This window comes from Allomuricauda ruestringensis DSM 13258 (assembly GCF_000224085.1).
Lineage (GTDB): Bacteria > Bacteroidota > Bacteroidia > Flavobacteriales > Flavobacteriaceae > Flagellimonas > Flagellimonas ruestringensis.
The window spans coordinates 745,994-771,883 of record NC_015945.1; the positions used below are offsets into that span (position 1 = coordinate 745,994).

General features: G+C 41.0%; 26 protein-coding genes. 19 read left to right on the forward strand and 7 right to left on the reverse strand.

The window, feature by feature from the left end; all coding sequences use genetic code 11:
• Nucleotides 1-29 precede the first annotated feature (29 nt).
• Nucleotides 30-479, forward strand: a complete 450-nt coding sequence (locus MURRU_RS03440) for a DUF1569 domain-containing protein (protein WP_014032031.1) — start codon at nucleotides 30-32, stop codon at nucleotides 477-479.
• Nucleotides 480-482: 3 nt separating this feature from the next.
• Here MURRU_RS03440 and MURRU_RS03445 read toward each other — a convergent pair whose 3' ends face one another.
• Nucleotides 483-1,376, reverse strand: coding sequence for a Mur ligase domain-containing protein (locus MURRU_RS03445; RefSeq protein ID WP_014032032.1), 894 nt, complete (start codon nucleotides 1,374-1,376; stop codon nucleotides 483-485).
• Nucleotides 1,377-1,473: 97 nt separating this feature from the next.
• Here MURRU_RS03445 and MURRU_RS03450 point away from each other — a divergent pair, with 97 nt between their 5' ends.
• The 3 genes from MURRU_RS03450 to MURRU_RS03460 all read left to right on the forward strand — a co-directional run bounded on the left by MURRU_RS03450 (nucleotide 1,474) and on the right by MURRU_RS03460 (nucleotide 3,045).
• Nucleotides 1,474-1,785: a cupin domain-containing protein gene (locus tag MURRU_RS03450; protein WP_014032033.1), complete on the forward strand. Its 312-nt coding sequence runs from the start codon at nucleotides 1,474-1,476 to the stop codon at nucleotides 1,783-1,785.
• A gap of 3 nt (nucleotides 1,786-1,788) precedes the next feature.
• Nucleotides 1,789-2,574 carry an SDR family oxidoreductase gene (locus tag MURRU_RS03455; protein ID WP_014032034.1) on the forward strand — a complete coding sequence of 262 codons (786 nt, stop codon included), beginning with the start codon at nucleotides 1,789-1,791 and terminating at the stop codon, nucleotides 2,572-2,574.
• A 93-nt stretch (nucleotides 2,575-2,667) separates the two neighbouring features.
• Nucleotides 2,668-3,045 carry a DoxX family membrane protein gene (locus tag MURRU_RS03460; RefSeq protein ID WP_014032035.1) on the forward strand — a complete coding sequence of 126 codons (378 nt, stop codon included), beginning with the start codon at nucleotides 2,668-2,670 and terminating at the stop codon, nucleotides 3,043-3,045.
• Nucleotides 3,046-3,108: 63 nt separating this feature from the next.
• On the opposite strand, the gene MURRU_RS03465 is transcribed toward MURRU_RS03460, so the two are convergent.
• From MURRU_RS03465 to MURRU_RS17580, 5 genes are all read right to left on the reverse strand, one after another.
• A complete protein-coding gene (locus tag MURRU_RS03465) occupies nucleotides 3,109-3,834 on the reverse strand; it encodes a LytR/AlgR family response regulator transcription factor (protein ID WP_014032036.1) in 726 nt (241 codons plus the stop codon).
• The gene (locus MURRU_RS03470) at nucleotides 3,831-4,889 is read right to left on the reverse strand and encodes a sensor histidine kinase (RefSeq protein ID WP_014032037.1); all 1,059 of its coding nucleotides are present in this window, start codon (nucleotides 4,887-4,889) and stop codon (nucleotides 3,831-3,833) included. The genes MURRU_RS03465 and MURRU_RS03470 overlap by 4 nt, the downstream gene beginning before the upstream one ends.
• A 501-nt stretch (nucleotides 4,890-5,390) precedes the next feature.
• The gene (locus tag MURRU_RS03480) at nucleotides 5,391-5,915 is read right to left on the reverse strand and encodes a DUF4136 domain-containing protein (RefSeq protein ID WP_014032038.1); all 525 of its coding nucleotides are present in this window, start codon (nucleotides 5,913-5,915) and stop codon (nucleotides 5,391-5,393) included.
• Nucleotides 5,916-5,980: 65 nt separating this feature from the next.
• Nucleotides 5,981-6,982 (reverse strand): GTPase ObgE, encoded by a 1,002-nt coding sequence (gene obgE, locus MURRU_RS03485; RefSeq protein ID WP_014032039.1) that lies wholly within the window; start codon nucleotides 6,980-6,982, stop codon nucleotides 5,981-5,983.
• A 34-nt stretch (nucleotides 6,983-7,016) separates the two neighbouring features.
• Complete coding sequence (locus MURRU_RS17580) at nucleotides 7,017-8,123, reverse strand: adenylate kinase (RefSeq protein ID WP_014032040.1); 1,107 nt, start codon at nucleotides 8,121-8,123, stop codon at nucleotides 7,017-7,019.
• 117 nt (nucleotides 8,124-8,240) lie between these two features.
• Here MURRU_RS17580 and MURRU_RS03495 point away from each other — a divergent pair, with 117 nt between their 5' ends.
• The 8 genes from MURRU_RS03495 (at nucleotide 8,241) to MURRU_RS03530 (ending at nucleotide 15,753) form a co-directional block, all read left to right on the forward strand.
• Nucleotides 8,241-9,395: a 5-(carboxyamino)imidazole ribonucleotide synthase gene (locus MURRU_RS03495; RefSeq protein ID WP_014032041.1), complete on the forward strand. Its 1,155-nt coding sequence runs from the start codon at nucleotides 8,241-8,243 to the stop codon at nucleotides 9,393-9,395.
• A gap of 3 nt (nucleotides 9,396-9,398) precedes the next feature.
• Entirely contained in the window at nucleotides 9,399-9,890 is a 492-nt protein-coding gene (purE, locus tag MURRU_RS03500; RefSeq protein ID WP_014032042.1) for a 5-(carboxyamino)imidazole ribonucleotide mutase, read from the forward strand.
• Between the two features lie 23 nt (nucleotides 9,891-9,913).
• The gene (locus tag MURRU_RS03505; RefSeq protein ID WP_014032043.1) at nucleotides 9,914-10,306 is read left to right on the forward strand and encodes a hypothetical protein; all 393 of its coding nucleotides are present in this window, start codon (nucleotides 9,914-9,916) and stop codon (nucleotides 10,304-10,306) included.
• 5 nt (nucleotides 10,307-10,311) lie between these two features.
• Nucleotides 10,312-12,333 carry a M3 family metallopeptidase gene (locus MURRU_RS03510; RefSeq protein ID WP_014032044.1) on the forward strand — a complete coding sequence of 674 codons (2,022 nt, stop codon included), beginning with the start codon at nucleotides 10,312-10,314 and terminating at the stop codon, nucleotides 12,331-12,333.
• A 149-nt stretch (nucleotides 12,334-12,482) separates the two neighbouring features.
• The gene (locus tag MURRU_RS17295) at nucleotides 12,483-14,342 is read left to right on the forward strand and encodes a sensor histidine kinase (RefSeq protein ID WP_014032045.1); all 1,860 of its coding nucleotides are present in this window, start codon (nucleotides 12,483-12,485) and stop codon (nucleotides 14,340-14,342) included.
• A gap of 12 nt (nucleotides 14,343-14,354) precedes the next feature.
• Nucleotides 14,355-14,753, forward strand: a complete 399-nt coding sequence (locus tag MURRU_RS03520; protein WP_014032046.1) for a response regulator — start codon at nucleotides 14,355-14,357, stop codon at nucleotides 14,751-14,753.
• 212 nt (nucleotides 14,754-14,965) lie between these two features.
• Complete coding sequence (locus tag MURRU_RS03525) at nucleotides 14,966-15,520, forward strand: sigma-70 family RNA polymerase sigma factor (protein ID WP_014032047.1); 555 nt, start codon at nucleotides 14,966-14,968, stop codon at nucleotides 15,518-15,520.
• A gap of 2 nt (nucleotides 15,521-15,522) precedes the next feature.
• Entirely contained in the window at nucleotides 15,523-15,753 is a 231-nt protein-coding gene (locus MURRU_RS03530) for a hypothetical protein (RefSeq protein WP_014032048.1), read from the forward strand.
• On the opposite strand, the gene MURRU_RS03535 is transcribed toward MURRU_RS03530, so the two are convergent.
• Nucleotides 15,750-16,574: a UbiA prenyltransferase family protein gene (locus MURRU_RS03535; protein ID WP_014032049.1), complete on the reverse strand. Its 825-nt coding sequence runs from the start codon at nucleotides 16,572-16,574 to the stop codon at nucleotides 15,750-15,752. The two genes, MURRU_RS03530 and MURRU_RS03535, sit on opposite strands and share 4 nt — an antisense overlap.
• Before the next feature lie 125 nt (nucleotides 16,575-16,699).
• Between MURRU_RS03535 and gcvP the strand changes: the two genes are divergently transcribed.
• The 7 genes from gcvP (at nucleotide 16,700) to MURRU_RS03570 (ending at nucleotide 25,879) form a co-directional block, all read left to right on the forward strand.
• The gene (gene gcvP / locus MURRU_RS03540) at nucleotides 16,700-19,552 is read left to right on the forward strand and encodes an aminomethyl-transferring glycine dehydrogenase (RefSeq protein ID WP_041801770.1); all 2,853 of its coding nucleotides are present in this window, start codon (nucleotides 16,700-16,702) and stop codon (nucleotides 19,550-19,552) included.
• 168 nt (nucleotides 19,553-19,720) lie between these two features.
• The gene (locus MURRU_RS03545) at nucleotides 19,721-20,779 is read left to right on the forward strand and encodes a 3-oxoacyl-ACP synthase III family protein (RefSeq protein ID WP_014032051.1); all 1,059 of its coding nucleotides are present in this window, start codon (nucleotides 19,721-19,723) and stop codon (nucleotides 20,777-20,779) included.
• 706 nt (nucleotides 20,780-21,485) lie between these two features.
• On the forward strand, nucleotides 21,486-22,010 hold the full coding sequence (locus tag MURRU_RS03550) for a class I SAM-dependent methyltransferase (protein WP_014032052.1): 525 nt from the start codon (nucleotides 21,486-21,488) through the stop codon (nucleotides 22,008-22,010).
• A gap of 185 nt (nucleotides 22,011-22,195) precedes the next feature.
• Entirely contained in the window at nucleotides 22,196-23,041 is an 846-nt protein-coding gene (locus tag MURRU_RS03555; RefSeq protein ID WP_014032053.1) for a glycosyltransferase family 2 protein, read from the forward strand.
• Between the two features lie 146 nt (nucleotides 23,042-23,187).
• Nucleotides 23,188-23,937 (forward strand): hypothetical protein, encoded by a 750-nt coding sequence (locus tag MURRU_RS03560; protein ID WP_014032054.1) that lies wholly within the window; start codon nucleotides 23,188-23,190, stop codon nucleotides 23,935-23,937.
• Between the two features lie 150 nt (nucleotides 23,938-24,087).
• Nucleotides 24,088-24,855 carry a hypothetical protein gene (locus MURRU_RS03565; RefSeq protein WP_014032055.1) on the forward strand — a complete coding sequence of 256 codons (768 nt, stop codon included), beginning with the start codon at nucleotides 24,088-24,090 and terminating at the stop codon, nucleotides 24,853-24,855.
• A 109-nt stretch (nucleotides 24,856-24,964) separates the two neighbouring features.
• The gene (locus MURRU_RS03570) at nucleotides 24,965-25,879 is read left to right on the forward strand and encodes a tetratricopeptide repeat protein (RefSeq protein ID WP_014032056.1); all 915 of its coding nucleotides are present in this window, start codon (nucleotides 24,965-24,967) and stop codon (nucleotides 25,877-25,879) included.
• Nucleotides 25,880-25,890: the final 11 nt, after the last annotated feature.

Sequence of the window (25,890 nt, forward strand, 5' to 3'; positions counted from 1 at the left end):
TATGTAATTTCCATGATAAATCCTTCATCATGAAATCCCTTTTCAACACTGAGGCACATACAGAAATTTTATCGCGGATCAACAAACTTTCAGATTCCTCAGAGAGGCAATGGGGCAAAATGAACGTAGCGCAGATGTTGGCACACTGCTGCGAGCCCCTGAAAGTGCCGTTGGGCAAGCTCACTCTTCAAAAGCCCAATGTCCTCATGCGTTTTTTGTTTTCGTTTTTTAAGGAATCGCTATACAACGACAAGCCGTGGAAACAGGGCTTGCCCACTTCCAAAGAGTACAAAGTCACCAACAATCGTAATTTTGCTGCGGAAAAAGACAATCTAAAATTGCTCATTGACGAATTTTATGCCCTTCGGGACGAAACCGAACTGCCTTCCCATCCTTTTTGCGGGAAATTGACCTCCGAGCAATGGGGGCAGATGCAGTACAAGCACTTGGACCATCATTTAAGGCAGTTTGGGGTTTAAGGTCTATTGATAGGTAGCTATCGCTTCGTAAAACTCTACCTCGTCAACACCCATTTGTTGGCATATCCACTTGGCCCCTGCCAAATTGCTCAACTTTGTTGCACTTGAGGTTTCCAATGGCAGTTCGCCGTCGGGCGTATCCAGAAGGACTCCCCCATTCTCTTCTTGATAATCTGGAGTTACATACGGCAGTTTTCTGATCGGGTTTTCTGATGCTTCCACAAGTTTTTTAACCACCATATCCTCATCATTATAAGTAATGCTTCCGCCCTTGACAATACTATCTACAAAAATGCGGTACTGCTCAGTGTAGTTTTCAAAGTCCCCGTAAGATCCTTTATCATCCCATTCAATGTCACTCAACAAAGCAATATTGGGGCGGTACAAGTGAAACTGGGGAGCACTATCAATTGCAGATGACGGAATATCACCACCCTCGATCACAATAAAGTCGTTTTCCTCGGTTAGGCGAATCCCATTAGTGGCCGACAATGCGTAGTCTACTTCAATATTATTATATTCCAACACATGTAAGATCATTGAGGCTACACTGGTTTTTCTCTGGCTTCCAGCCACGACCACCCGCGTCTTGTATTTGGTCAGCTCATACAGAAAATCGGGATAGGAATAAATTTTCAAACCCAATTCTTGGGCCTTTTCCAGCTCTGGATTATTTTTTTTTGCATTTGACCCCAGTACAACAGCGTCCAATTGTGCTTGGATTTTACTGGGAAACCATCCCATATCCTCTGGTAACAGTCCTTGCTCCTTCAACTTGGGCCTAAGAGATTCTTCTATCGCCTCATCGCTACCAGTTACAACTTCTCCTTTTTGATGCAGAACATAGGCCAAATTGAACATATTGACTTCGCCCAAACCTATAAAATGTACTCCCATTAATTTTAATTATCGGTCAAAAATAGCTAAAGCGGATACCATTCCAAACAAAGATGCTTTATATTAATCTCTATCTTGGCACTAAAATTTGAGCACAATGAACCTATCAGAAATCGAACCTAAGGAAATAATGCCCGGCTACCACGGAAAATTGGTACACGGTGAACGCATGAGCTGGGTATTTTGGGACGTGGACCAAGATGCCGAGGTACCCGAACACCAACACGACCATGAACAGATCATGCATGTGGTCGAAGGCTCTTTTGAGTTTACCTTGAATGGCGAAAAAGACACGTATGGACCGGGCGATGTAGTGATTATTCCATCCAACGCCTCCCATAGCGGAAAAGCATTGACAGCTTGTAAATTAATGGACATTTTTAGTCCCGTAAGAGACGAATACCGATAAGCCATGAACATTTCTTTAAAGGGAAAAACAGCCCTCGTAGGAGGCAGCAGTAAAGGCATTGGAGAAGCCATCGCCCGGCAATTGGCCGAAAGCGGGGCCAGTGTGACCCTAATGGCCCGTAGCGAAGAACGAATGCGGACCATTGTGGAAGAAATGGATACAAGTCAAGGACAGGAGCATCAATATTTGGCTGTCGATTTTTCCGATTTTGATGCTTTCAAAGCAATAATATCCAAGTTTTTTAAATCCAATACCATTGATATTTTGGTGAACAATACCCAAGGACCTGAAGCTGGCGGGGCTTTGGAGAAAAAGGTGGAAGACTATCAAAAGGCATTCGACCTACTCTTCAAATCAGTGATTTTTACCACCGAACTTGCCTTAAAGCACATGCAGAAAAACCAATGGGGCAGGATCATCAATATTGCCTCCATTTCTGTCAAAGAACCGCTAAATTATTTGGCATTATCCAATACCATTCGAGCTGCTGTGGTCACTTGGGCAAAAAGTCTGGCTTACGATGTGGCCAAAGATGGCATTACGGTAAACAGTACGTTAACTGGTTACTTCGACACGGACCGAATTGCACAATTGAACGCCAAAAAAGCTGAAAAACTAGGAATTTCTCCAGATGAGGTGCGTGCCAACATGGAAAAACAAGTTCCGATGAAACGTATTGGAACACCAGAGGAGTATGGGTATCTGGTTGCATTTTTGGCCTCGGAACAAGCCGCTTTTATTACCGGGACCAACATCCCTATTGATGGCGGACTGCTAAAATCTCTTTAAAAAACTGATTTATAACAAATTAAACCCTATAAAAACTATCAGATGTTTATTTTTTGAATACTTTTATTGAGTAACCAATAAAAGTTTAACTCTATGAATTCAAAAGTTTTTTTGGTGGTCCGCATACTTTTGGGACTTTTAGTCCTAGTATTCGGACTGAACAAGTTTTTAAACTTTCTACCTGCGGGTGGTGAAATGCCCGAAGCGGTCATGAACTATTTTGGTGCCCTGTCATCCACTTACACCCTAAAATTAGTGGCCGTGGTCGAGGTATTGACCGGGCTTGCCCTAATCTTTAACAAGTATGGCGCCCTCATGGCGTTGATCTTAATGAGCGTTGCCGTAAACGCTGTTTTGTTCCACATCACGCTCTCGCCAGATGGCCTCCCCCCTGCTCTTGCCCTTCTGATATTGAACATTGCTGTTCTATATGGATACAAGGATAGGTATAAGGAACTTTTAAGGGCTTAAAACAAAGAGACAGCTTTCTGTCAATATGGGCGCCCGCCTGTCCGTTCGGCAGGCGGGCGCTTTTTATAAACTCATCCGATCTTTAAAAATGTAGGATTGTCTGCGGGAAACCTCTACTTCCTTGCCATTATTTAGGGTAAGTTTTAATTTACCATTGAACCAAGGCACCACATTTTTTATATAGTTGGTGTTGATAATCTGTTGACGATTGGCCCTAAAAAAAGAATCTTCCGGCAGTTTTTCTTCCACCTGGTTGAGTGATTTGTACAGCAGGGGTTTCTTGTTCTCAAAATATACACGGGTGTAATTGCCCACAATTTCGAACAGGGAAATATCTCCAACTTTTACCAACCAACAGGATTCACCATCCTTTATAAATATTTGACTGCTGTCCGTTAATTTTTTGGTGGTCGATATAGCTTCTTCTTTGGATGCCATTTTGGACCGAATCTTTTCCAGAGCCATATCAAAGCGTTTATTGCTAACGGGTTTTAGCAAATAATCCAAGGCATTGTATTCAAAGGATTTTATGGCATACTCATCGTAGGCCGTGGTAAAAACGGTAATAGGAACGTCGTCCAACATCTCCAAAAGGTCAAAACCATCCTTCTCGGGCATATTGATATCGAGGAACAAAAGGTCTGGGGATTGCGTTTCGATGAGTTCCACTCCATCATCCACATTTCCAGCTTCACCTAATAGCTCCAAATCATCATGTAGTTTGATCAGTTCTTTTAATTCATTCCGTGCCAATCGGGAGTCTTCAACTATTACCGCTCTGATCTTCATACCAAAGGAATTTTGATTTGTGCCACCACCTCATCGGATATTTCCTCCAATTTAAAAGATGCGCGATCGGTATACAACAATTTCAATCGTTGTTCAATATTTTTCAACCCTAGCTGGGTGGAATCCTTGGAAATCTCCAATTTACCCGTATTTCTAACTTCAATGAGCAATTTGCCATCTTTCTTGGTAATTGCCAAAAGTATCCTACCGCCATTTTTAAGGTTGGAAATGCCATGCTTTACCGCATTTTCTATCAGCAGTTGAATAATCATGGGCGGGATTCGCACATCGAACGTATCATCGTCCACCTGCTTAACAAACTCCAAACGATCCTCAAACTGAATTTTAGAAAGGTCGATATAGTTATCCACCACCTCCAATTCTTCGTGGACAGGAATATCGTTGATGTTGTTTTTGGTTAGGGAATACCGAAGAATCTCGGAAAGTTTGGTGAGCATTTCCCTGGACCTGTCCACATCCTCCAACATTAACCCACGAATATTATTGAGGCTATTGAACATAAAGTGTGGATTGATTTGTCCTTTTAAAGTGTTCAATTGGGCCTGCTTTAAGGTAGTGTTCAACTCCAACCGCTCTATTCGGTTTTGATTGAGTTTTAGAAGCAATTTGATGACCAAATAGGTAATAGTCCAAGCTCCAACCAAGAATACAGAGTTCAGCACTTGGACCATGATTTTATCATAGCCTTCGAACATGTGCAATTCCGTCTCTGTCAATTCTGGCCCAAATTTTATGTAGATATATCCAAAAAATACATTTAATAGCCCAAAAATTGTAGAAGCCACCAAGGTGGACACAATAATTTTAATGACTTCTTTGCCTCCGAAAGAATCAAAATGTACATTTCTTTTAAGGTACCATCGTAAAATAGAGGTTGAAAATACTCCTATAAAAATTCCGACAATGACCGAAAATATGGTCATCTCAAAACTGATGCCCTGAGGAATCAAAATGGCTATGGAGTTGATAAAACCCCAACCAAGGAATTGAAGAACCCAAAATACAATGTTCCTCTTTCGCGTGCTTAACTCCATTCTATCGAATCTGAACTGCCCAAATTTACATTAAACTTTAACGGTATAGGCTATACTAAGATTTTTGTACCTTTTTTCTCTTAAAGAGGTTACAGCAAGAATTATTTTGTGGTAGGAATGCAATCCACATCATGGTTAATCCCGAATAGAAAAAAGGAAAGTACACCATATATTCCCATGTATTGAATTTTCCAAAAATTCCTATTGAAACGCCAAGAATACCCATGGCGAAAACTACTTTTTGTTTAGTGTTCAATTTTCTCATATTGATGAATTATGTAACCGCATCAGCGAATTATAAAATAATGCTTACTAAAAGAGAGATAATCAACTTGGCTAGTGCTATCATGACTGTTAGGTTTAGATTTTATTTCTGAAGCTAAAGTAATTGAATCTTCTCATCCGCTGAAGTGATTTATGACAAGTGGTAATTTTGTCCGACCGAACGGTAAAACCAATTTATTTACGCATAAAAATCACGCAACAACCTGATTATGAGTGTTATTTTATTTTTGGCGGGAATTTGGAAAACACTTTTTTCACTAGCTTCCTAAATTTGTCTTCCCTAACGCTGGGAGAAGCATTCTCCCGGAATCCACTCTCGGCCACAGCCTGCCAAACAAGGGCATCCCTTTGTGCATCCACCAAATCAAACTGAATACTGCGCTGCATGTTGGAACCGCCCAAGGGCAATCCTACGGATATACCCCCACCTACATTTCTGCCACCGCCACCAATTCCTACGCCAACATTATTATTTGGGGCACCCCTGTATTCATCGCTCATAATGTTAATGAAGAGTTCCGGTTCCTCGGCCAATCGGTAACCCCTGGCTTTTAAGGTTGAATCCATAGCGCGAAGCAATCTTTTTTCATCCAATTGGCTCAGCCCAGATTTCATGTCCGAATAATAATTGTATGTGGAATAACTTGAAAAATCGACCGCCTTATCGTAGTCATAGTTTACCTTAACGGAACTACATGACATGAGTACCGACACCAATATTATGGAAAGTAAATAACGCATGATGGGACTTTTGGGTTCTCCTAAATTTAATCAATATATTGATTGTGAAGGCAGAAGAAAATGCTTTATTCGTTCAATAGCTTCCACAGTCTATTCTTAAGCTGTTGTATTCCCAACCCACTTACCGATGATATGAACAAGTAAGGTACGTCTTTAAAATCCTCTTTCATGTCCTCATCCATTTCATCAATAAGTTCCTGATCTAACATATCGCATTTGGAAATGGCCACCAATCTTTCCTTGTCCAACAATTCCGGATTGTACCTTCTAAGCTCATCCAACAGAATATTGTATTCCTGACTTACATCCTTACTATCGGCAGGAATCAAGAACAACAATGTGGCATTGCGCTCAATATGGCGTAAAAAATAGTGTCCTAGCCCCTTGCCTTCGGCAGCACCTTCAATGATCCCTGGAATATCTGCCATTACAAAACTTTGAAAATCGCGATATTCCACAATGCCCAAGTTGGGTTTTAAGGTAGTAAACTCGTAATTGGCAATTTTAGGCTTTGCCGAAGTCATTACGGAGAGCAGGGTAGATTTTCCAGCATTGGGAAAGCCTACAAGACCCACGTCGGCCAAAACTTTTAATTCCAAAGTAAGATGTCCCTCTTGACCCTTAATACCGGGTTGGGCATACCTTGGGGTTTGATTGGTGGCACTTTTAAAATGCCAGTTCCCAAGTCCGCCCATACCACCTTCCAATACGATTTTTTCTTCACCATCTTCGGTAATTTCAAAAAGTATCTCGTTGGTTTCGGTATCCCTTACCACCGTGCCCAGAGGCACTTCCATATAAACGTCTTCGCCATCGGCTCCTGTGCTACGGCTTTTGCTTCCGTGCTCTCCATGGCCTGCTTTAAAATGCTTCTTAAACTTGAAATGGACCAGCGTCCACAAGTTTTTGTTCCCTTTGACTATAACATGACCTCCGCGACCACCATCACCACCATCAGGACCACCTTTGGCCACATATTTTTCGCGACGTAAATGCGCAGAACCCTTACCTCCGTTTCCGGAAGAAATGTGCACCTTTACATAATCGACAAAATTTCCTTCGGTCATATTCTAATATAATAGAGTCTTTGTTAGGAATCAATTACAGGGAGTCGATCACCTTGCTCAAACGCTCGGTAATCTCATCAATCTCTCCGATTCCGTTTACAGAATGGAATTTTCCCTGCTTTTCGTAATACACCTTTAAAGGTGCTGTTTTTTGATTGTATTCATCAAAACGGTTACGGATCTTGCTTTCGTCTTGATCATCGGAACGGCCGCTACTTTTGCCGCGCTCCAACAAACGGGCCACCAAAACATCATCCTCTGCTTCAAGGGCGATGGTAGCATTTATTTTCATGTCCTTGGATTCCAAGAAATTGTCCAATGCTTCTGCCTGGGCAGCGGTCCGTGGAAATCCATCAAAAATAAAACCTGCCGCCTCTGGACTTTTCTCTACTTCGTCTTTTAGCATATCTATGGTTACCTCATCTGGCACCAAATCACCTTTATCAATATAAGACTTGGCCAAATTTCCAAGTTCGGTTCCGTTTTTAATGTTATAACGGAACACATCTCCTGTAGAAATATGCTTCAAATTATACTTTTCTTTTAGGAACCCTGCTTGGGTGCCTTTTCCTGCTCCTGGCTTTCCAAAAAGCACTAGGTTGATCATATCTGTTTGATTTAATTGGTAAACTTCTCTTAGGTTTCTGCCCAGCTCGTTATAATCCAGCCCATACCCCACAATAAAATGGTCGGGGATCTCCAGACCCACATAATCTATGGCATATTCACCATTGTACACATCCGACTTATAAAATAGTGTGCCGATTTTAAACTCTTTCACATTGGTATTGGAGAATAGATGAACCAACTCTTTCAAGGTACGGCCGGTATCCACAACATCTTCCAAAATAATGACACTCTTGCCCTCAATATCTTCTGGCACATCCAAAAGTGTCTCAACGATACCCGTTGATGTCAATCCTTGATACGAGCTCAATCTCACAAAAGAAACCTCACATGGATGCTGGTAAGCTTTTAGAAAATCCGCCACAAACATAAAGGCTCCATTGAGCACACCCACAAACAAGGGCGTTTCATCCTTGTAGTCCTCGGCAATCTCTTTGGCCATTTTATCTATGGCCGCAAGGATTTCCTCTTCTTTTATATAGGGCTTAAAAAACTTATCGTGGAGCTTAATCAATGTTCTCAAGTTATGGTCAGGTTGGCAAAGATAATATTTTTAAAGCTGCTAAGCCTTCACATCTTTTATAGCCTCGTGGATTTCACGTATTTTTGCTTTCATTCAATTCAGAAATCAATGCAATTTTTCTCTTCTGACTTTAAACTAGGGATTTTAGGTGGTGGACAATTGGGCAAAATGATGCTCTACGAAACCCGGAAATGGGACATTTACACCAAGGTTATGGACGCTTCTGAAGAAGCACCGTGCAAAATAGCCTGCAACGAGTTTGTTCAAGGCAGCTTGATGGATTTTGATGCCGTCTACAACTTTGGAAAAAATGTTGATGTACTCACCATCGAAATTGAAAACGTAAATGTGGATGCCCTTGAAAAGTTGGAACACGAAGGAATCCAAGTGTATCCTCCAACAAAAACCTTGAGGACCATCCAAAACAAAGCGGTCCAGAAATTGTTTTATACCGATCACGGTATTCCAACAGCTCCTTTTACACGGTTTGCCTACACTTCGGAAATAGAGGATAGCATAAGCAACGGCGGCCTTTCGCTGCCATTTGTTTGGAAGAGCGCCCAATTTGGGTACGATGGACAAGGAGTAAAGGTGGTTCGCAAGATGGAGGACCTCAAAGGCCTGCCCAATGTGGAATGCATTGCCGAAAAAATGATTGATTTTAAAAATGAGCTGGCCGTGGTCGTAGCACGAAACACCAAAGGTGAAGTTGCCACATACCCAGTGGTTGAAATGGAATTTCATCCAGAGGCCAATCAGGTTGAATATGTAGTCTGTCCGGCAAGAATTGATGATGCCGTGGCCAAAAAGGCCCAAGAAGTTGCCTTAAAAGTTTCGGAGCATATAAAGCACGTGGGATTGTTGGCGGTGGAAATGTTCCAGACCAAGGACGACCAAATTCTAGTGAACGAATCCGCCCCAAGACCACACAACAGCGGACATTACAGTATTGAAGCAGCGTACACCAACCAGTTTGAACAACATATCCGTGCCATTTTAGGACTACCGCTTGGAAAAACGGACAGCAAAGTGGCCGGAATTATGGTTAACTTGGTAGGAGCCGAAGGCCATACAGGCGATGTGGTTTACGAGAACATCGAAAAAATACTAGAGATGAATGGTGTTACCCCACATATTTATGGTAAAAAACAGACAAGGCCTTTCCGTAAAATGGGCCATGTAACCATTGTGGACGAGAATATGGCCAGAGCTCGGGAAGTAGCACAGCAGGTAAAAGAAACCATTAAAGTGATAAGCAAATAAGATATGAGCAAAGTAGCCGTAATTATGGGAAGTACAAGTGACCTTCCCGTTATGCAAGACGCCATCGATATATTGAAGGAATTGGGTGTTGCCGTGGATGTGGATATTGTTTCTGCCCACAGAACTCCAGAAAAATTGTTCAGCTTTAGCAAGAGTGCCTACACGAATGGCTATGCTGTGATTATTGCAGGAGCGGGAGGCGCCGCACATTTACCTGGAATGGTGGCATCGTTATCCCCGTTACCTGTTATCGGAGTTCCTGTAAAAAGCAGTAACTCCATTGATGGTTGGGATTCTATACTGTCCATTCTACAAATGCCCGGTGGGGTTCCCGTTGCCACCGTAGCTTTAAACGGAGCAAAAAATGCTGGAATACTTGCCGCACAGATTATCGGAAGCTCCAATAGTGAAATTATGAACAACATTATTTCTTACAAAGAGGGACTTAAGGAAAAAGTAATCAAAGGTGCCGAAGAAGTAAAGAAATCATTCTAACAGCAAGCAAACCTTGGTTGATTATGAACTATAATCAAATTGGCATATTATTGGGGATTTGTGCTATTGCTTTTCTAGGCTTCACCCTAAAAAAAGTGAACAATCCATATATAAAAGGTATTTGGAAAAGTGGTCTTTTGGTTTTCGTCCTATATGCAGCGCTTTTAATTTATGTTGAAATACGTTGGCAATTCATTTCAGATTATGCCAGCAAATACGATATCAATGGAAATGGCTTCGTGGATCTGAACGAGTATTCGAATGAGGCCATTGACGCCATGAATAAAATGACCAGTAGCGCCAAAGAAAAAAGTTATGCCGCTTTAACCTTGGCTGCATTTTCCTCCATTATCGGTTTTGCCTATTTGATGAGTGATTGGGCAGTAACCCATTTTAAAAACAAAGAACAGAAGTAACAAATATGAACAATCCATTATTGGAAGCTTTTGATAAGGCTCCATTTTCAAAAATAAAGAACGAACATTTTAAACCCGCTTTTCTTCAGGCCATCGAGGACACCAAAAAGGAAATCGATACTATTGTAAATAATCCAGAGCCGCCCACTTTTGAAAACACTTTGGAAGCATTGGATTTTTTGGGTCAGCAATTGGACCGTATTTCCAGTATCTTTTTCAATTTGAATTCTGCGGAAACCAACGAAGAAATTCAGAAAATAGCCCAAGAAGTGTCCCCCCTATTATCCGAGTTCAGCAATGACATCACTCTAAATGAAGGGCTTTTTGAGCGTATCAAAACTGTTTACCAGCAACGAGATTCGTTGGACCTCACCCAAGAGCAACAAACGCTTCTGGAAAAGAAATACAAGAATTTTAGTAGAAATGGTGCCAATCTTAAGGAAGAGAACAAAAAACGCCTTCGCGAAATAGATGCAGAACTCTCCAAATTAAAACTGACATTTGGTGAAAATGTGTTAGCCGAGACCAACAAATATGAAATGTTGCTTACGGATGAAAAAGATGTGGAAGGGCTTCCCGAAGGCACTAAGGAAGCGGCTGCCCAATTGGCCGAATCCAAAGAAAAGGAAGGCTGGTTGATTACCCTGGACTACCCTAGCTACATCCCGTTTATGAAATACGCCAAGAACAGGGAATTGCGTAAAGAACTCTCCTTGGCATTTGGCAGCAAAGGTTTCCATAATGATGAACTGGACAACCAAGAACATGTAAAGCGAATTGTAAATCTTCGCCACGAACGGGCCGATCTTTTGGGGTATGACACCCATGCACATTTTGTGCTAGAAGAACGTATGGCCGAGACCCCAGAAAAGGTGATGGATTTCTTGAACGAACTTTTGGAGAAATCTAAACCAGCCGCCGAAAGGGAATTTGCCGAACTGGAAGCTTTCGCCAAGGAACTGGACAACGTTGACCGTTTGGAAAAATGGGACAGCGCTTATTATTCCGAAAAATTGAAGCAAAAATTGTTCAATTTGGATGATGAAAAGCTGAAACCCTACTTTAAGCTGGAAAATGTAATCAACGGGGTGTTCAAGGTTGCTGAAAAATTATTCGGACTTACCTTTAAAGAAATTGACAATGTGGACAAATACCACGAAGAGGTAAAAACCTTTGAAGTGTATGAAAACGACAACTTCATCTCTTTGTTTTATGCCGATTTCCACCCCAGACCCGGAAAGCGTGGCGGTGCATGGATGACCTCCTACAAACCACAATATACCTTGGGCGGGAAAAACAGCAGGCCGCATATTTCCAATGTCTGTAACTTTACAAAACCGACGAGCTCAAAGCCATCCTTGCTCACTTTTAATGAGGTAACCACGCTTTTCCATGAGTTTGGGCACGCCTTGCATGGTATGTTGGCCAACACCACATATCCAAGCTTATCCGGCACCTCCGTATATTGGGATTTTGTAGAACTGCCCAGTCAGGTGATGGAAAATTGGTGCTACGAAAAAGAAGCTTTGGAGCTTTTTGCGCATCATTACGAAACAGGTGAATTGATTCCTATGGAACTGGTTGAAAAAATCAAAGAGTCATCCACCTTTCAAGAGGGAATGGCAACGGTTCGCCAATTAAGTTTTGGATTGTTGGACATGGCTTGGCACGGAAAAGATCCAGCCAACATACAAGATGTAAAAGCCTACGAGACCGAGGCTTTTAAAAGCACCGATTTGTTCCCAGAAACACCGGAAACTTGCATGAGTACATCTTTTGCCCACATTTTCCAAGGCGGGTATTCTTCTGGCTACTACAGTTATAAATGGGCCGAGGTATTGGATGCCGATGCCTTTTCATATTTCAAGGAAAATGGAATTTTCAGTAAAATGGTTGCAAGCAAATTCAAAGAGCACGTACTTTCCAAAGGAGGCACCGAAAACCCCATGGAACTGTACAAAAAATTTAGGGGAGCCGAACCCAATATTGACGCCTTGTTGGAGCGGGCAGGACTGGTAACTAAATAACAGGGGTTTTTACAATAATTTGGAGCCGCAACAAGAAAAGTGATGGGAATTTACTATCTTTTTAAGTAATTTGCATTACCTGACCCATAAAGCTTGAGAGTTCCCATAAATAATGAAGGCTTGCTTTGTTACAACCAACCCCGAAGTATATGAAAAATTGGGACATTGAGGATTTTGGATCAGATAGTTTGTTTACAGAAACCATCAAACTAGCCAAAATTGGTATCTATGAACTTAACGTAGCCACCAATGAAATCTATTGGAGCGATGTTACCCGCGAAATCACCGAAGTTCCTGATGATTTTGCGCCATCCTTGGATAATCTTGCTTCCTTTTTTAACGAAGGATACTACAGGGATATGGCCCGTGATGCCATGCAAAATGCCATCTCAAAAGGTAAGCCTTATGATTTGGACATGGAGGTTGTTACAGCCAAAGGCAACATTAAGTGCGTTCGTAATGTGGGGAATCCAAAAATGGAAAATGGGGTTTGTGTAAAATTATTCGGTTTCCTCCAAGACATTACCGAAAGGAAACAGACAAAAGTTGAGCTTACCAAAAAAATCCAGCAACTCAATCTTGCGGAACAATTATCCCAAATTGGCTATTGGGAATGGGATATTATGGCCGACAATATTATTTGGTCGGACAACCTATATCGCATATTTGGTCTGGAAGTGGGCACTCCCATCCATTTTGAGCGCGTTGTCGAAGCGATACATCCCGATGACCGAAAAACTTTTCGTGAGAATGCCCAAGAGTTTATCGACGAGAAACGGTTTCGGAAATTTATGCACCGTATAATCCATGAAGATGGCAGTGTCCATACAGTTGAATTGATCGGGGAACTCATCATGAATCAACATGGTGATGTGGTAAAAATGATCGGAACCACACAGGATATTACCGAACACCGGATGTCCGAAATCAAGTTTAGAGGTTTATTGGATTCCGCACCGGACACCATGGTCATTGTTGATCGAAAAGGCATTATCCAATTGATCAACAAACAAGCAGAGAAAATGTTTGGCTATAAACCATCGGAACTTATTGACGAACATGTGACCATTCTCGTCCCAAACCGACTTTGGGACACTCTGGAATATTATGCCGAGACATTTTTTAAAGCCCCAAAACATACCGGGCTTCCTGCGGACCTTGATTTTTTTGTACAAAACAAATCAGGTTTCCAAATACCCGTTCAAGTTACCCTAAGTCCCCTCGAAACCTCCGAAGGCCTTCTGGTATCAATTGCCGTCAGGGATATTACGGTTCAAAAACAGGCAGCGCATCGAATTATGGAGACCAACAAAAGTTTAAAGGAATCGGCCAAGCGACTGAAAGCCCAAAATCGCCAATTGGAAGAGTTCAATCAAATCACATCGCACAATCTGAGATCACCAGTCAGTAATCTCAATGCCTTATTGGATATTTACAAAACGGAAAGTGATTCCAAAACCAAGGAGATGATCATCAATAAAATTGAGTCAGTTACCAACCATCTTACATGGACATTGGATACCCTTGTGGAATCCTTGTTCATTAAAAAAAGTGCTCAACAATCTTTAGAGAAAAGCCATTTCGACAAAACATTGGAAAGAACAAAAGAGATGCTCGCAGCCGAGATTTTGAAGACCAATGCGGTCATTACCTCTGATTTTTCCGAAGCTCCCACCGTGATGTACAACAAAATCTATTTGGAAAGTATTTTCATTAATCTGATCAGCAATTCCTTAAAATACAAGGCGAAAGACAGGGCTCCCGAAATTTTTGTCAAATCGAGGATAAACGATGGAACGGTACAGCTGGAATTTAAGGACAATGGATTGGGAATCAATCTAAAAAAAAATGGGCACAAACTTTTTGGATTTAGTAAGGTATTCCATAGAAACAAGGACGCCAAAGGTGTTGGTTTGTTTTTAACGAAAGCCCAAGTCGATGCCATGGGCGGTAAAATTTGGGCCAAAAGTGAAGAAGGCAAGGGAACTTCTTTTTTTATAAATCTGTAACCATTGATGATTATGAAACCAATCAATGTATTTGTTATTGATGATGATGAAATCTATCAATTTACAATCGGAGTAACACTTAAAAGCATTCCTGAAGTGCGGTCTACCCGCACCTTTTCCGATGGCGCCGAAGCACTGGAATATATCGTAGTGCACCAGAATGACGATGATGAATTACCCGACATCATCTTTTTGGATATTAACATGCCTGTAATGGATGGGTTCCAATTTATGGAAGAGTTTATCGAGCTACTTCCTAAATTGAATAAAAGCATCAAAGTATATATGGTTTCCTCTTCGATGGACCCCAAGGACATCAAAAAGGCGGACAGAATTGAGGAAATATCCGATTATTTGGTAAAACCGTTAAACTCAAAATATATCAAGGAAATCCTGTCAGAAATATCATAATACAGAAATATGTGTTCAATAGTTTCATCAACTTGCATTTCAGCATTAAAATGATGTACAGCATAATTCCCATTCTATGGGAACTTTTTTGTATAAGAATTGAACTATCTGGACTGAACCCTTGCTCCTTGTCAGGCTATTACGTTTTACACGTCTAATCCATTTTTAAACCATAACCCAAAAACCATTACATTTGGTAATTCGATAAGAATATGGCCAAGCATAAACTTCAACCGGACAATTGGGTAAATCAATATGCCGATTACCTGTTCAACTATGCAGTTTCTCGTGTAAGCGATGCTGAAATTGCAAAAGATTTGGTACAGGAAACCTTTTTTGCAGGTCTCAATTCAGCCAAAAACTATAAAGGTGACGCCGCCGAACGCACGTGGCTGGTATCCATCTTAAAAAGAAAGGTGATTGACCACTACCGAAAAATAAATTCAAAAAAAGGGAAGGCAGAGGTGCGCATCAACTATAGCTCCGATTCAGATGCAGAAGGGGATTGGCTAGAACAGCAAGTAGCCGACCCTTACAGCCGTGACGGTGATAATGTGCTTGAAAATGAGGAATTGGGCGCCGCCATTCAGGACTGCATTTCAAAATTGCCCCAAAAACAGGCATTGGTTTTTAAATTAAAGACCATTCAAGGAATGAGTACCGAAGATGTTTGTAATGAACTCGATATAAATCCGTCCAACCTTTGGGTGATGGTCCATAGAGCAAGAACGGCGCTCATGGGTTGTTTAAATGAAAATTGGTTTTAGGTATGAAGATTTCATGTAAAGAAGCATCATGCATCTGTGATAAATCCCAATATAAGGAAGCCACTTTATGGGACATCATAAAGCTGCGCTTACACCTTTTGTATTGCAAAGTTTGCAGAGGATACTCCAAAAAGAACGAGGAACTAACTTCGCTCTGCGACCGAGCCGGACTTACCATGCTATCTGAAGATGACAAGAAAAAAATGAAAAGAGAGCTCGAGGAAAAGCTCTAAAAGTAGTTTTCCGCCCACCAAAACATACAAAACCAAAAAATTGGTATTGCCTCCACCCAAAATATCACAAAGTATTTGGATTTTATCTGTTTTTTTGATGCAAGTACAAGGATAAGCAAAACAGATAATACTAAGCGCAATACGGTCTCCAGTTGATGTATCCCATCCTTCAAAAAAGTCAATAGAAAGAAAATTAGGGTTAATCCCATTCCCAATCGCTTTGTGTTTTTAGTGCCCAATACCTGCGGCAAAGTTCGGAGACTCCTATCATCCCATTGCATATCCCTTATCTCAAAAGGCAAAATAAGTACTAAAACCAACAACATTCTTTGAATAAAGGTTATCGCAAAGTCCCAATTCAAGGGCATTTTTGCATCCAAAACTGGGAGCAAAACTGTAAAGCCCGCCCAAACAAAGGCCACAATATAAATTTTAAGCCCACCCAAATTCCTTAAGTTTTTTGCCCGCGGCAATAACGGAACTGCATACAAAGCGGACAACACGCCCAAAACAAGGGTCGCCACCCAAATTTCCTCATCCAATTGGATCAAAAAATAGATGGCGAACACAAAAGAAACAAAGCTAAAAACCTGAATGACTTTGTGATAAGCATTGGAGACAATCAGATATTTGTAGGCCTCTACCCCATATTTGATGAAATTGTAGCAAACAATCACACTAAAAAAAATAAAGCCCAAAAGATCGATATCCGACGAACTCCCCAAAAGATGAAAGGTGACACCGGCCATGGAAATAACAGCAACAGCCACATGGATGCTAGCATCCAGATAAAAATCAAAAATGGCTTTTAGGGTTCGCATGGGTTAAAATCCAATGTCTTGTGCCAAAGGTTAACTTGTGGTTAACAACTTTGGTTCAGAGTCTTTCAAAATTGACCATTTTCATCGAATTAATCCCTAATTTTGTGCACTTTATTGGATTGAACATGAATACAGAGGTTTTTGCCGCCAGACACATTGGCATCACAGAAAGAGACTTGCCCCACATGCTCAAAACCATTGGGGTGGAAAGCATGGAACAGCTCATTTACGAGACCATTCCCGATGACATCAAATTAAATAAGCCATTGGACCTTCCAAAGGGCATCAGCGAACACGAGTTTCTGAGCCATCTGAACGAACTGGCCAAGAAAAACAAGGTTTTTAAAACCTATATTGGTTTGGGGTACCACGAATCCCTAACACCATCGGTCATCAAAAGAAATATTCTGGAAAATCCTGGATGGTACACGGCCTATACGCCCTACCAAGCCGAGATTGCCCAAGGTAGATTGGAAGCACTTTTGAATTTCCAGACGATGGTTGCCGACCTTACAGGTATGGAAATCGCCAATGCATCACTTTTGGATGAAAGTACCGCTGCCGCTGAAGCCATGAGCATGTTGTTCGAGCTTCGCAGCCGACAACAAAAAAAGGATGGTGCCGTAAAGTTTTTTGTTTCTGAAGAAATACTGCCACAAACCTTGAGCTTACTGGAAACACGCGCCATACCTTTAGGTATAGAATTGGTTGTAGGAAATCATGAAGGTTTTGATTTTTCAGATGAATATTATGGTGCGTTGTTGCAATACCCAGGAAAACATGGCCAAGTAAACGACTATGCCTCCTTTGTGGAAAAAGCCAAGGCAAACGAAATAAAAGTGGCAGTTGCCGCCGATATTTTGAGCTTGGTAATGCTTACCCCTCCTGGTGAATGGGGCGTGGATGCCGTAGTGGGAACCACGCAACGTTTTGGGATTCCACTAGGTTATGGTGGCCCACATGCCGCATTTTTTGCCACCAAAGAAGCTTATAAAAGAAATATTCCCGGAAGAATTATCGGAATCACCAAAGATACCGATGGCAACCCAGCCCTACGAATGGCACTTCAAACTAGGGAACAACACATAAAAAGGGACAAAGCAACATCCAATATATGTACCGCCCAAGTGCTTTTGGCAGTCATGGCCGGAATGTATGCCGTTTATCACGGTCCGGAAGGCTTAAAATATATTGCCGGAAAAGTTCACCTTCAAACCAAAAAATTGGCCAATACCTTGGAAAATTATGGGTTTGAGCAACTGAACACCGCATATTTTGATACCATTCAAGTAAAAGTTAAAAATACAGAACGACTTAGGGAAATAGCAGAGAGCAAAAGTATCAACCTTTATTATATTGATGATACAACAGTTTCCATTTCTTTGAACGAAGCTGTTTCCGATGCTGATGTAAATGCGTTGGTATCTTGTTTCTTGGAATCTCACGAACTAAAGGAAAAATCCTCGGCAAATATTGAATTGGAAGAGGCCATTCCTACCCATTTGCAAAGACAAGCTCCGTTTATGGAGCACGAAGTATTCAACTCCTACCATTCTGAAACGGAGTTGATGCGATACATTAAAAAATTGGAGCGCAAGGATTTAGCATTGAACCACTCCATGATCTCTTTGGGAAGTTGCACCATGAAGCTGAACGCTGCTTCGGAAATGCTGCCTTTAAGTTGGCCGGAATGGGGCAACATACACCCTTTTGTACCCGTAAACCAAGCGGAAGGTTACCAAGAGGTGCTAAAATCGCTTGAAGAGCAATTAAATGTAATTACCGGGTTTTCCGCAACATCACTTCAACCCAATTCTGGGGCCCAAGGAGAATATGCGGGTCTAATGGTCATCCGTGCCTACCACGAATCACGGGGAGAAGGGCACCGGAACATCTGCTTGATTCCTGCTTCGGCACACGGAACCAACCCTGCTTCGGCGGTAATGGCTGGCATGAAAGTGGTAGTGACCAAAACCGATGAAAAAGGTAATATCGACATGGTCGATTTGGAAGAAAAGGCAGAGAAACATGCGGAGAACCTTGCTGCATTGATGGTGACCTACCCTTCCACCCACGGTGTTTTTGAGTCATCCATAAAACAAATCACAAAACTTATCCACGACAACGGTGGGCAGGTGTATATGGATGGTGCCAACATGAATGCCCAAGTAGGGTTGACCAATCCTGCAACGATCGGAGCGGATGTTTGTCACCTTAACCTTCATAAAACATTTGCTATTCCACATGGTGGTGGAGGCCCAGGAGTAGGGCCCATTTGTGTTGCCGAGCATTTAAAACCGTTCTTGCCTACAAACCCTGTCATTGAAACGGGGGGGGAAAACGCAATAACCGCTATTTCCGCTGCACCATGGGGGAGTTCGTTGGTTTGCCTGATTTCTTACGGATATATTAAAATGTTAGGGACTGGGGGACTTACCAAAGCTACCGAAGCGGCAATTCTAAATGCCAATTACATTAAAGGTCGCTTAAAAGATAAGTTTGATGTACTTTATACTGGCGAGCGTGGACGTGCGGCCCACGAAATGATCATTGACTGCAGACCTTTTAAAGCCAATGGAATTGAAGTGACCGATATTGCCAAACGTCTTATTGATTACGGATTCCATGCACCAACCGTTTCTTTCCCCGTTGCTGGCACCATGATGATAGAGCCCACTGAAAGTGAAAGTCGTGCAGAATTGGACAGGTTCTGTGATGCCTTGTTATCCATCAGAACGGAGATTGATGAAGCTTCTGCCGACGAAACGGACAATGTTTTAAAAAATGCTCCGCACACCTTGGGTATGTTAACAAGTGATTCTTGGAGCCATCCGTACAGCAGGGAAAAAGCCGCCTATCCATTGCCTTATGTAGCTGAAAACAAGTTTTGGCCCAGCATTAGAAGAACTGATGAAGCGTTTGGGGATCGTAATTTGATGTGCACTTGTGCGCCTATCGAAGATTACATAGAAGCCTGAAAACCATTATAAACATTAGAAAGAAGCCTTGATTCCAAAATAAGATCAAGGCTTTTTTCATATCCTGCAATATATGAGGTATCTTTTGAACATTGTACTATTTATTATGCATGCATAGCATTGTTGACTATATATCTTAACTTGTTATGATTAAAACCTCCAGATAAGATGAAAATTGGCATTACAGGTACCGGAAGCTATATTCCATCAATAGTAACCAAAAACGAAGATTTTTTGCATCATAAGTTTATGGAGACCGATGGATCGGCATTTGAACAACAGAACAACGTTATCATTGAAAAATTTAAGGCCATAACGGGCATCGCCAACCGGAGGTATGCCAAACCTGATCTAAAAACTTCGGATATCGGCTTTTTGGCGGCAGAAGAAGCCATTAACAATGCTGGAATTGATAAAGAAGAACTAGATTACATCATATTTGCCCATAATTTCGGAGATCTCACCCCTGGAAAAATCCAAGGGGACACTTTACCCAGCCTAGCAACCCGTGTGAAGCATTTGTTGCGCGTCAAAAATCCAAAATGTATAGCCTATGATCTTATTTTTGGTTGCCCAGGATGGATTGAGGGTATAATTCAAGCAAATGCGTTCATCAAAAGTGGTATGGCCAAAAAATGTTTGGTCATTGGCGGAGAAACCCTTTCCAGAGTGGTGGATCAACACGACCGTGACAGTATGATTTTTTCCGATGGTGCCGGAGCGGCAATTTTAGAGGCCAATCCGTCAAACGGTGAAATATTGTCCCATGCCTCGGCAACCTACGCCAACGAGGAGGCCTATTATCTATATTTTGATAAATCCAACAGCTCCGAAGCGTGCAAGGATACCCGGTACATAAAAATGCAAGGACGTAAAATATATGAGTTTGCCTGTATCAATGTACCCAATGCCATGGCTTCTTGTTTGGATGATAGTGGGGTGAACATAGATGATGTCAAGAAAATCTTCATTCATCAGGCCAATGAAAAAATGGATCAGGCCATCATCAAAAGATTTTATAAAATCTATGGGAAAACGGTTCCCGAAAATGTGATGCCCATGAGCATTCAGGATTTGGGCAATAGTTCCGTGGCCACAGTCCCTACCCTTTACGATATGGTACTTAAGGGCAAACTACCCGAACATGAAATAAAAAAAGGAGATGTTGTTATATTTGCGAGTGTTGGTGCAGGAATGAACATCAACGCTATTGTTTACAGATGTTGAAATGTTTGGAAAAATAAGTTCAAGTATCAAGTATAAAAACAAAGAAAAGAGAAACAAGAGCCAAGACTCAAGTTCAGAGTTATGAGTCATGAGTTAGGAATTCCAAGTTATTGGGTTAAGTACTGCACACCACCACTGCCAACTGACTTCCGACGTTTCGACTTTAGTTTATCCTGAGCCTAGCCGAAGGGCTCAAAATGACAAATCAAACGACATTTAACAAGAGATTCGAGCAATTGGTGTAATTCGTGTCAAAAGAGAGAAGAGAAACAAGAGCCAAGAATCAAGACACAAGACTTCGTGCATCGTGCTTGGGACATCTGACTTCCGACGTTTCGACTTTAGTTTATCCTGAGCCTAGCCGAAGGGCTCAAAATGACAAATCAAACGACATTTAACAAGAGATTCGAGCAATTGGTGTAATTCGTGTCAAAAGAGAGAAGAGAAACAAGAGCCAAAAATCAAGACACAAGACTTCGTGCATCGTGCTTGGGACATCTGACTTCCGACAAGTTCAAGCGTCAGGTGCATCTAACTAAATTATTGGGTTACTGAGTTATTTAGTTACTTCTGACATCGAGCATCGGGCATCAAACCCAAGTGCAAGTTCAAACTCAAGTCCCAAAACCAAATTCCATTAACAAAATAATTAAGTAACCTAAAAACTAATTTGGGATATGTGATTTGTTTTTTGGAATTTTAGCGCATGTACGAAAACAACTTTCCCAACAAACGCTACAGGCACACCTTGGCGTTTCTACAAAAACACATCAATACTTCTGAATCCATTTTGGACCTAGGGGTGGAAAATCCTTTTTCGGTAATTATGAAATCCAATGGGTATCAGGTAAAAAACACTTCAGGTGAGGATTTGGATATAGATTTTCAAAACGCTGCTCAGACCGATGCCGATGTAGTGACCGCTTTTGAAATATTTGAGCATTTGGTGGCTCCATTTAACGTCTTAAAAGAAATAAAAGCCGAAAAATTGGTAGCTAGCATTCCCATGCGATTATGGTTTTCACCGGCATACCGAAGCAAAACAGACCCTTGGGACCGTCATTATCACGAGTTCGAGGATTGGCAATTTGATTGGCTTTTGAAAAAAGCGGGGTGGACCATAAAAGACTCCGCCAAATGGACGAACCCAACCAAAAAAATTGGGGTGCGGCCCATACTCCGGTATTTTACAAACCGATATTATATTGTTTACGCTGAACGTGTGCCATAGAAAGACGAAGGGTAAAGGGGCAAAAGGTAAATGAAGTGCAAGTTCAAGTGTAAAAACAAAGAGAAGAGAAACAAGAGCAAAGAGCCAAGAATCAAGACACAAGACTCCGTGCATCGTACTTCCGACATCTAAAACTAAACCAAACTTCTTTGGGATAAGTGACCATATTTTTGGACTTTTAACAAATGCGAATCAGTATCGTTATTCCCGCGCACAATGAAGCTGCTTTTTTAAAAGATTGCTTGGATTCTTTTGTGGCCCAAACCTATTTGCCCAATGAAATTATTGTGGTGGACGATAATTCTTCGGACGATACTTTTAAAATTGTCCAAAGCTACGCGCAAAAATACGACTGGATCAAAGTTTTGCAACGTAACTCAACCGATAAGCATGTTCCCGGAAAAAAAGTGATTGACACCTTTAATTTTGGTTTGGAACATACCTTGGAATACGACCTCATCGGAAAGTTTGATGCCGATATCATCTTGCCAAACAATTATTTTGAGCTTATAGTCAATCAATTTCAGGCCAATTGGAAACTGGGTATGTGCTCAGGGTTGTTATACATCAAAAAAGCAGATGATTGGGTGTATGAAAATATTGCGGACAAAAGTCATGTTCGAGGCCCCATAAAATTATATCACAAAGCCTGTTTCAACAAAATTGGCGGATTACGCCCAGGTGTAGGCTGGGACACCGTGGATACCCTTTTGGCAAAATACCACGACTTTGACACTTTAACCCTACCCGAACTCAAGGTAAAGCACCTCCGCCCTACTGGACATGGTTACAGTTCCAAAAATTATCAAACCAAAGGCGTGGCCATGTACAAAATGCGCTATAGGATTGTTCTCACCAAAATAGCCGCTTTAAAAATGGCTTGGCAGGCCAAAAGCCCCGGTTTGTACTTCCAAGCGGTTTTTGGTTACCTCAAAGCATTCTTCCAAAGACAACCTCGGTATGTTTCCAAAAAAGAGGGAAAGTTTATCAGGAGCTATCGCTGGAGAGGGATTTGGTCCAAATTTTCATAACAAACTACCTGTAAATCTTCATCCGTCAATTGAAAACGGGCATTCGTCAATTCACAAGGCTTTGCTATGTACGAAACTGGTATTTTGCTGGAGCAAAAGAATTTGCATAAATCACTTCTACTTATAAACCAAACCATACTAAAACTATGGATCCATCTACCCAAAACCTACATCTTATCCCCAACCCAGTTGACTTAAAAAGAATATGCAAAGCTTATGCGGCTTTGGAAGCCATTCTTATACCTAGACGAATAATAAGAAATAGCAGATACTACAAAGATCATGGCGAAACCATGGAACTTTTTGATTACAATCTGGATCCAGCGGGTACGGACATGGCTATTGTTTTTGGCGAGCAGGGAACCTGTATTGTCGGATTCTATTATGAGTGTGACCTTATCACCCGTTTTGAAAAAGCCCACTTGGCAAAGGAAGAACTTGAACGGAAAAAACATAAATGGTGGATGTTTAAAAAATTTGAACCCAAACCCGTGTGGGATATTTTCTATACTGTGGATGACTTGCCCGAAGAGATTGAAAAATTGTTGAAAGAAGCTATCATTGACCGGATATCATTTTGTGTTTGGCAGACCAAAACGAATAAAAAGTGGCAAAAAGGGTGTATTTCAGCTTCGAAAATTAAACTTGACGAAGATGTTTCCGATCTGGAAGATGGTTCAGATTTCTTTCTCCGCTATTTTGATGGTAATCCTGTTACAGTTAAAAATACTGTGAATCATGGTATTGAAAGAGGTTTGGATCTGGGAATCATAGAAAAAGTTGTCAATGGGGAAGCAATAACAAAAGAAATGGCACAAGAACTAAACCCAGAACACCAAGATTACGAAAAATTAAAATCTGACCTGGATGAAATTGGGTTCCCCCATCAAATATAAAGTCCATTCTAAGTCATAAAACCTATCCATCAATTGAAAACGGGCATCCGTCAATTCACAAGGCTTTACAATAAATTAAACTAGTATTTTGCTTGCACAAAAGAATTTGCATAAAGTAAATCCATTTATAAACCAAACAATACTACAATTATGGATCCATCCACCCAAAACCTACACCTTATTCCCAACCCAGTTGACTTAAAAAGAATATGCAAAGCTTATGCGGCTTTGGAAGCTATTCTTATATCTGACCAAACAATAAGAAATAGCAGACACAAAAAAAATTGCGACAACCCCACGGAGGAGAATTTTTCTTACTTCCTAGGATTCAATATATACATGGAAATCGTTTTTGGTGAACAGGGAACCTGTATTGTTGGATTCAATTATGACTGTGACCTTGTTGACCGTTTTGAAGACGCCCAAAAAGAAATCCTTAGGAAAGAGGAAGAACTCGAAAGGAAAAAACGCAAATGGTGGATGTTTAAAAAATTTGAACCCAAACCCGTGTGGGATATTTTCTATACTGTGGATGACTTGCCCGAAGAGATTGAAAAATTGTTGAAAGAAGCTGAAGCTATCATTGACCAAACATCATTTTGTGTTTGGCAGACCCAAACGGATACCAAGTGGCAAAAGGGGCGTATTTCAGCTCCCAAAATTGAACTTGACGAAGATGTTGTCGATTTGGAAGATGGTTCCAGTTTTTTGCTCCGCTATTTTGATGGAGACCCAATTACAGTTAAAAATAACCTGAGCGACTTTGTTGATAGAGATTTGGATCTGGAAACCATAGAAAAGGTTGTCAATGGGGAAGCAATTACAAAAGAAATGGCACAAGAACTAAACCCAGAACACCAAGATTACGAAAAATTAAAATCTGACCTGGATGAAATTGGGTTCCCCCATCAATTATAAAGTCCATTTTAAGTCATAAAACCTATCCATCAATTGAAAATGGGTATCCATCAATTACCTTAAAAATTCTTGGAGGTATACAGTACATTAAACCTTCTAAAAACAAGATATGGGCAAAAAAGACAAAGAATTAATTCAAGATGCAAATGTTAAAAAGCAACAGGGTGACTACAAAGAATCATTGAATCTATATAACGGGGCCATTGAATTAAAGGGTGAACATTTATATGAGGCATATTATAACAAAGGCATATTACTCAACCATTTAAACAACACGTTAGAAGCACAACAATGCTTTGAAATGGCCACAAACCTTAAACCTGATTGTGGAATAGCTTGGTTTTATTGGGGAGAACTACTCTGCAAAGTCCATAATTATAGTAGGGCAAAAGAAAAATTTGAAAAAGCATATAAAACAGACCCTTCGAACATTAATCCACAAATAGGAATAGCTTATTGCTTCAACCGTACAAACGAATTCCCAAAAGCAATTCAGATGCTATCAAACCTCTTAAACGCACCCAAAGACCCCAAACAGGAGTCAAAAATTTGTAGCGAGTTGGGTTTGGCGTTTCTACAAACCAATAATCTGCAAAAAGCATATAACAACTTTATTAGGGCATACGAGTTGAATGACCAAGATTATCAAGCATGTTATAATATCGCTTTCATTGAAGATTTATCCAAAAACTATGAAAAGGCTATATCGTTTTATGAAAATGCCATAGCCTTAAGCCCTAATGAGGGGAAGGCTTATCAAGGTTTGGCCTGCACATATATCCATATGAAAAAGTACCAACAAGCCAAGGATTATATAAATAAAGCAATAGCTTTAAATCCAAACAATTTTGAAGGCTACTACAACTTAGCATGTGTATACGCGGGGCTCCAAAATCAAAAAGGAACCATTGATGCTCTTAAAAAAACGATTGAGATTGCGCCTAAGCATATTGGCATCAAAAACCACATTTTAAATGATCCTGATTTTTCCAACTATATGGACAAAATTTCTGAAATCTTTTAATTCACGTTTTA

What these genes read in the sequence shown, in the direction of transcription:
- MURRU_RS03520 (WP_014032046.1), top strand. Translation starts at nt 14,355, where the DNA reads ATGAAACCAATCAATGTATTTGTTATTGATGATGATGAAATCTATCAA.
- MURRU_RS03465 (WP_014032036.1), bottom strand. Translation starts at nt 3,834, where the DNA reads ATGAAGATCAGAGCGGTAATAGTTGAAGACTCCCGATTGGCACGGAAT.
- MURRU_RS03545 (WP_014032051.1), top strand. Translation starts at nt 19,721, where the DNA reads ATGAAAATTGGCATTACAGGTACCGGAAGCTATATTCCATCAATAGTA.
- MURRU_RS03470 (WP_014032037.1), bottom strand. Translation starts at nt 4,889, where the DNA reads ATGGAGTTAAGCACGCGAAAGAGGAACATTGTATTTTGGGTTCTTCAA.
- MURRU_RS03565 (WP_014032055.1), top strand. Translation starts at nt 24,088, where the DNA reads ATGGATCCATCCACCCAAAACCTACACCTTATTCCCAACCCAGTTGAC.
- MURRU_RS03550 (WP_014032052.1), top strand. Translation starts at nt 21,486, where the DNA reads ATGTACGAAAACAACTTTCCCAACAAACGCTACAGGCACACCTTGGCG.
- MURRU_RS03530 (WP_014032048.1), top strand. Translation starts at nt 15,523, where the DNA reads ATGAAGATTTCATGTAAAGAAGCATCATGCATCTGTGATAAATCCCAA.
- MURRU_RS03450 (WP_014032033.1), top strand. Translation starts at nt 1,474, where the DNA reads ATGAACCTATCAGAAATCGAACCTAAGGAAATAATGCCCGGCTACCAC.
- MURRU_RS03445 (WP_014032032.1), bottom strand. Translation starts at nt 1,376, where the DNA reads ATGGGAGTACATTTTATAGGTTTGGGCGAAGTCAATATGTTCAATTTG.
- MURRU_RS03510 (WP_014032044.1), top strand. Translation starts at nt 10,312, where the DNA reads ATGAACAATCCATTATTGGAAGCTTTTGATAAGGCTCCATTTTCAAAA.
- MURRU_RS03560 (WP_014032054.1), top strand. Translation starts at nt 23,188, where the DNA reads ATGGATCCATCTACCCAAAACCTACATCTTATCCCCAACCCAGTTGAC.
- MURRU_RS17295 (WP_014032045.1), top strand. Translation starts at nt 12,483, where the DNA reads ATGAAAAATTGGGACATTGAGGATTTTGGATCAGATAGTTTGTTTACA.
- MURRU_RS03440 (WP_014032031.1), top strand. Translation starts at nt 30, where the DNA reads ATGAAATCCCTTTTCAACACTGAGGCACATACAGAAATTTTATCGCGG.
- gcvP (WP_041801770.1), top strand. Translation starts at nt 16,700, where the DNA reads ATGAATACAGAGGTTTTTGCCGCCAGACACATTGGCATCACAGAAAGA.
- MURRU_RS03535 (WP_014032049.1), bottom strand. Translation starts at nt 16,574, where the DNA reads ATGCGAACCCTAAAAGCCATTTTTGATTTTTATCTGGATGCTAGCATC.
- MURRU_RS03570 (WP_014032056.1), top strand. Translation starts at nt 24,965, where the DNA reads ATGGGCAAAAAAGACAAAGAATTAATTCAAGATGCAAATGTTAAAAAG.
- MURRU_RS03505 (WP_014032043.1), top strand. Translation starts at nt 9,914, where the DNA reads ATGAACTATAATCAAATTGGCATATTATTGGGGATTTGTGCTATTGCT.
- MURRU_RS03495 (WP_014032041.1), top strand. Translation starts at nt 8,241, where the DNA reads ATGCAATTTTTCTCTTCTGACTTTAAACTAGGGATTTTAGGTGGTGGA.
- MURRU_RS03480 (WP_014032038.1), bottom strand. Translation starts at nt 5,915, where the DNA reads ATGCGTTATTTACTTTCCATAATATTGGTGTCGGTACTCATGTCATGT.
- MURRU_RS03525 (WP_014032047.1), top strand. Translation starts at nt 14,966, where the DNA reads ATGGCCAAGCATAAACTTCAACCGGACAATTGGGTAAATCAATATGCC.
- MURRU_RS03455 (WP_014032034.1), top strand. Translation starts at nt 1,789, where the DNA reads ATGAACATTTCTTTAAAGGGAAAAACAGCCCTCGTAGGAGGCAGCAGT.
- obgE (WP_014032039.1), bottom strand. Translation starts at nt 6,982, where the DNA reads ATGACCGAAGGAAATTTTGTCGATTATGTAAAGGTGCACATTTCTTCC.
- MURRU_RS03460 (WP_014032035.1), top strand. Translation starts at nt 2,668, where the DNA reads ATGAATTCAAAAGTTTTTTTGGTGGTCCGCATACTTTTGGGACTTTTA.
- purE (WP_014032042.1), top strand. Translation starts at nt 9,399, where the DNA reads ATGAGCAAAGTAGCCGTAATTATGGGAAGTACAAGTGACCTTCCCGTT.
- MURRU_RS03555 (WP_014032053.1), top strand. Translation starts at nt 22,196, where the DNA reads ATGCGAATCAGTATCGTTATTCCCGCGCACAATGAAGCTGCTTTTTTA.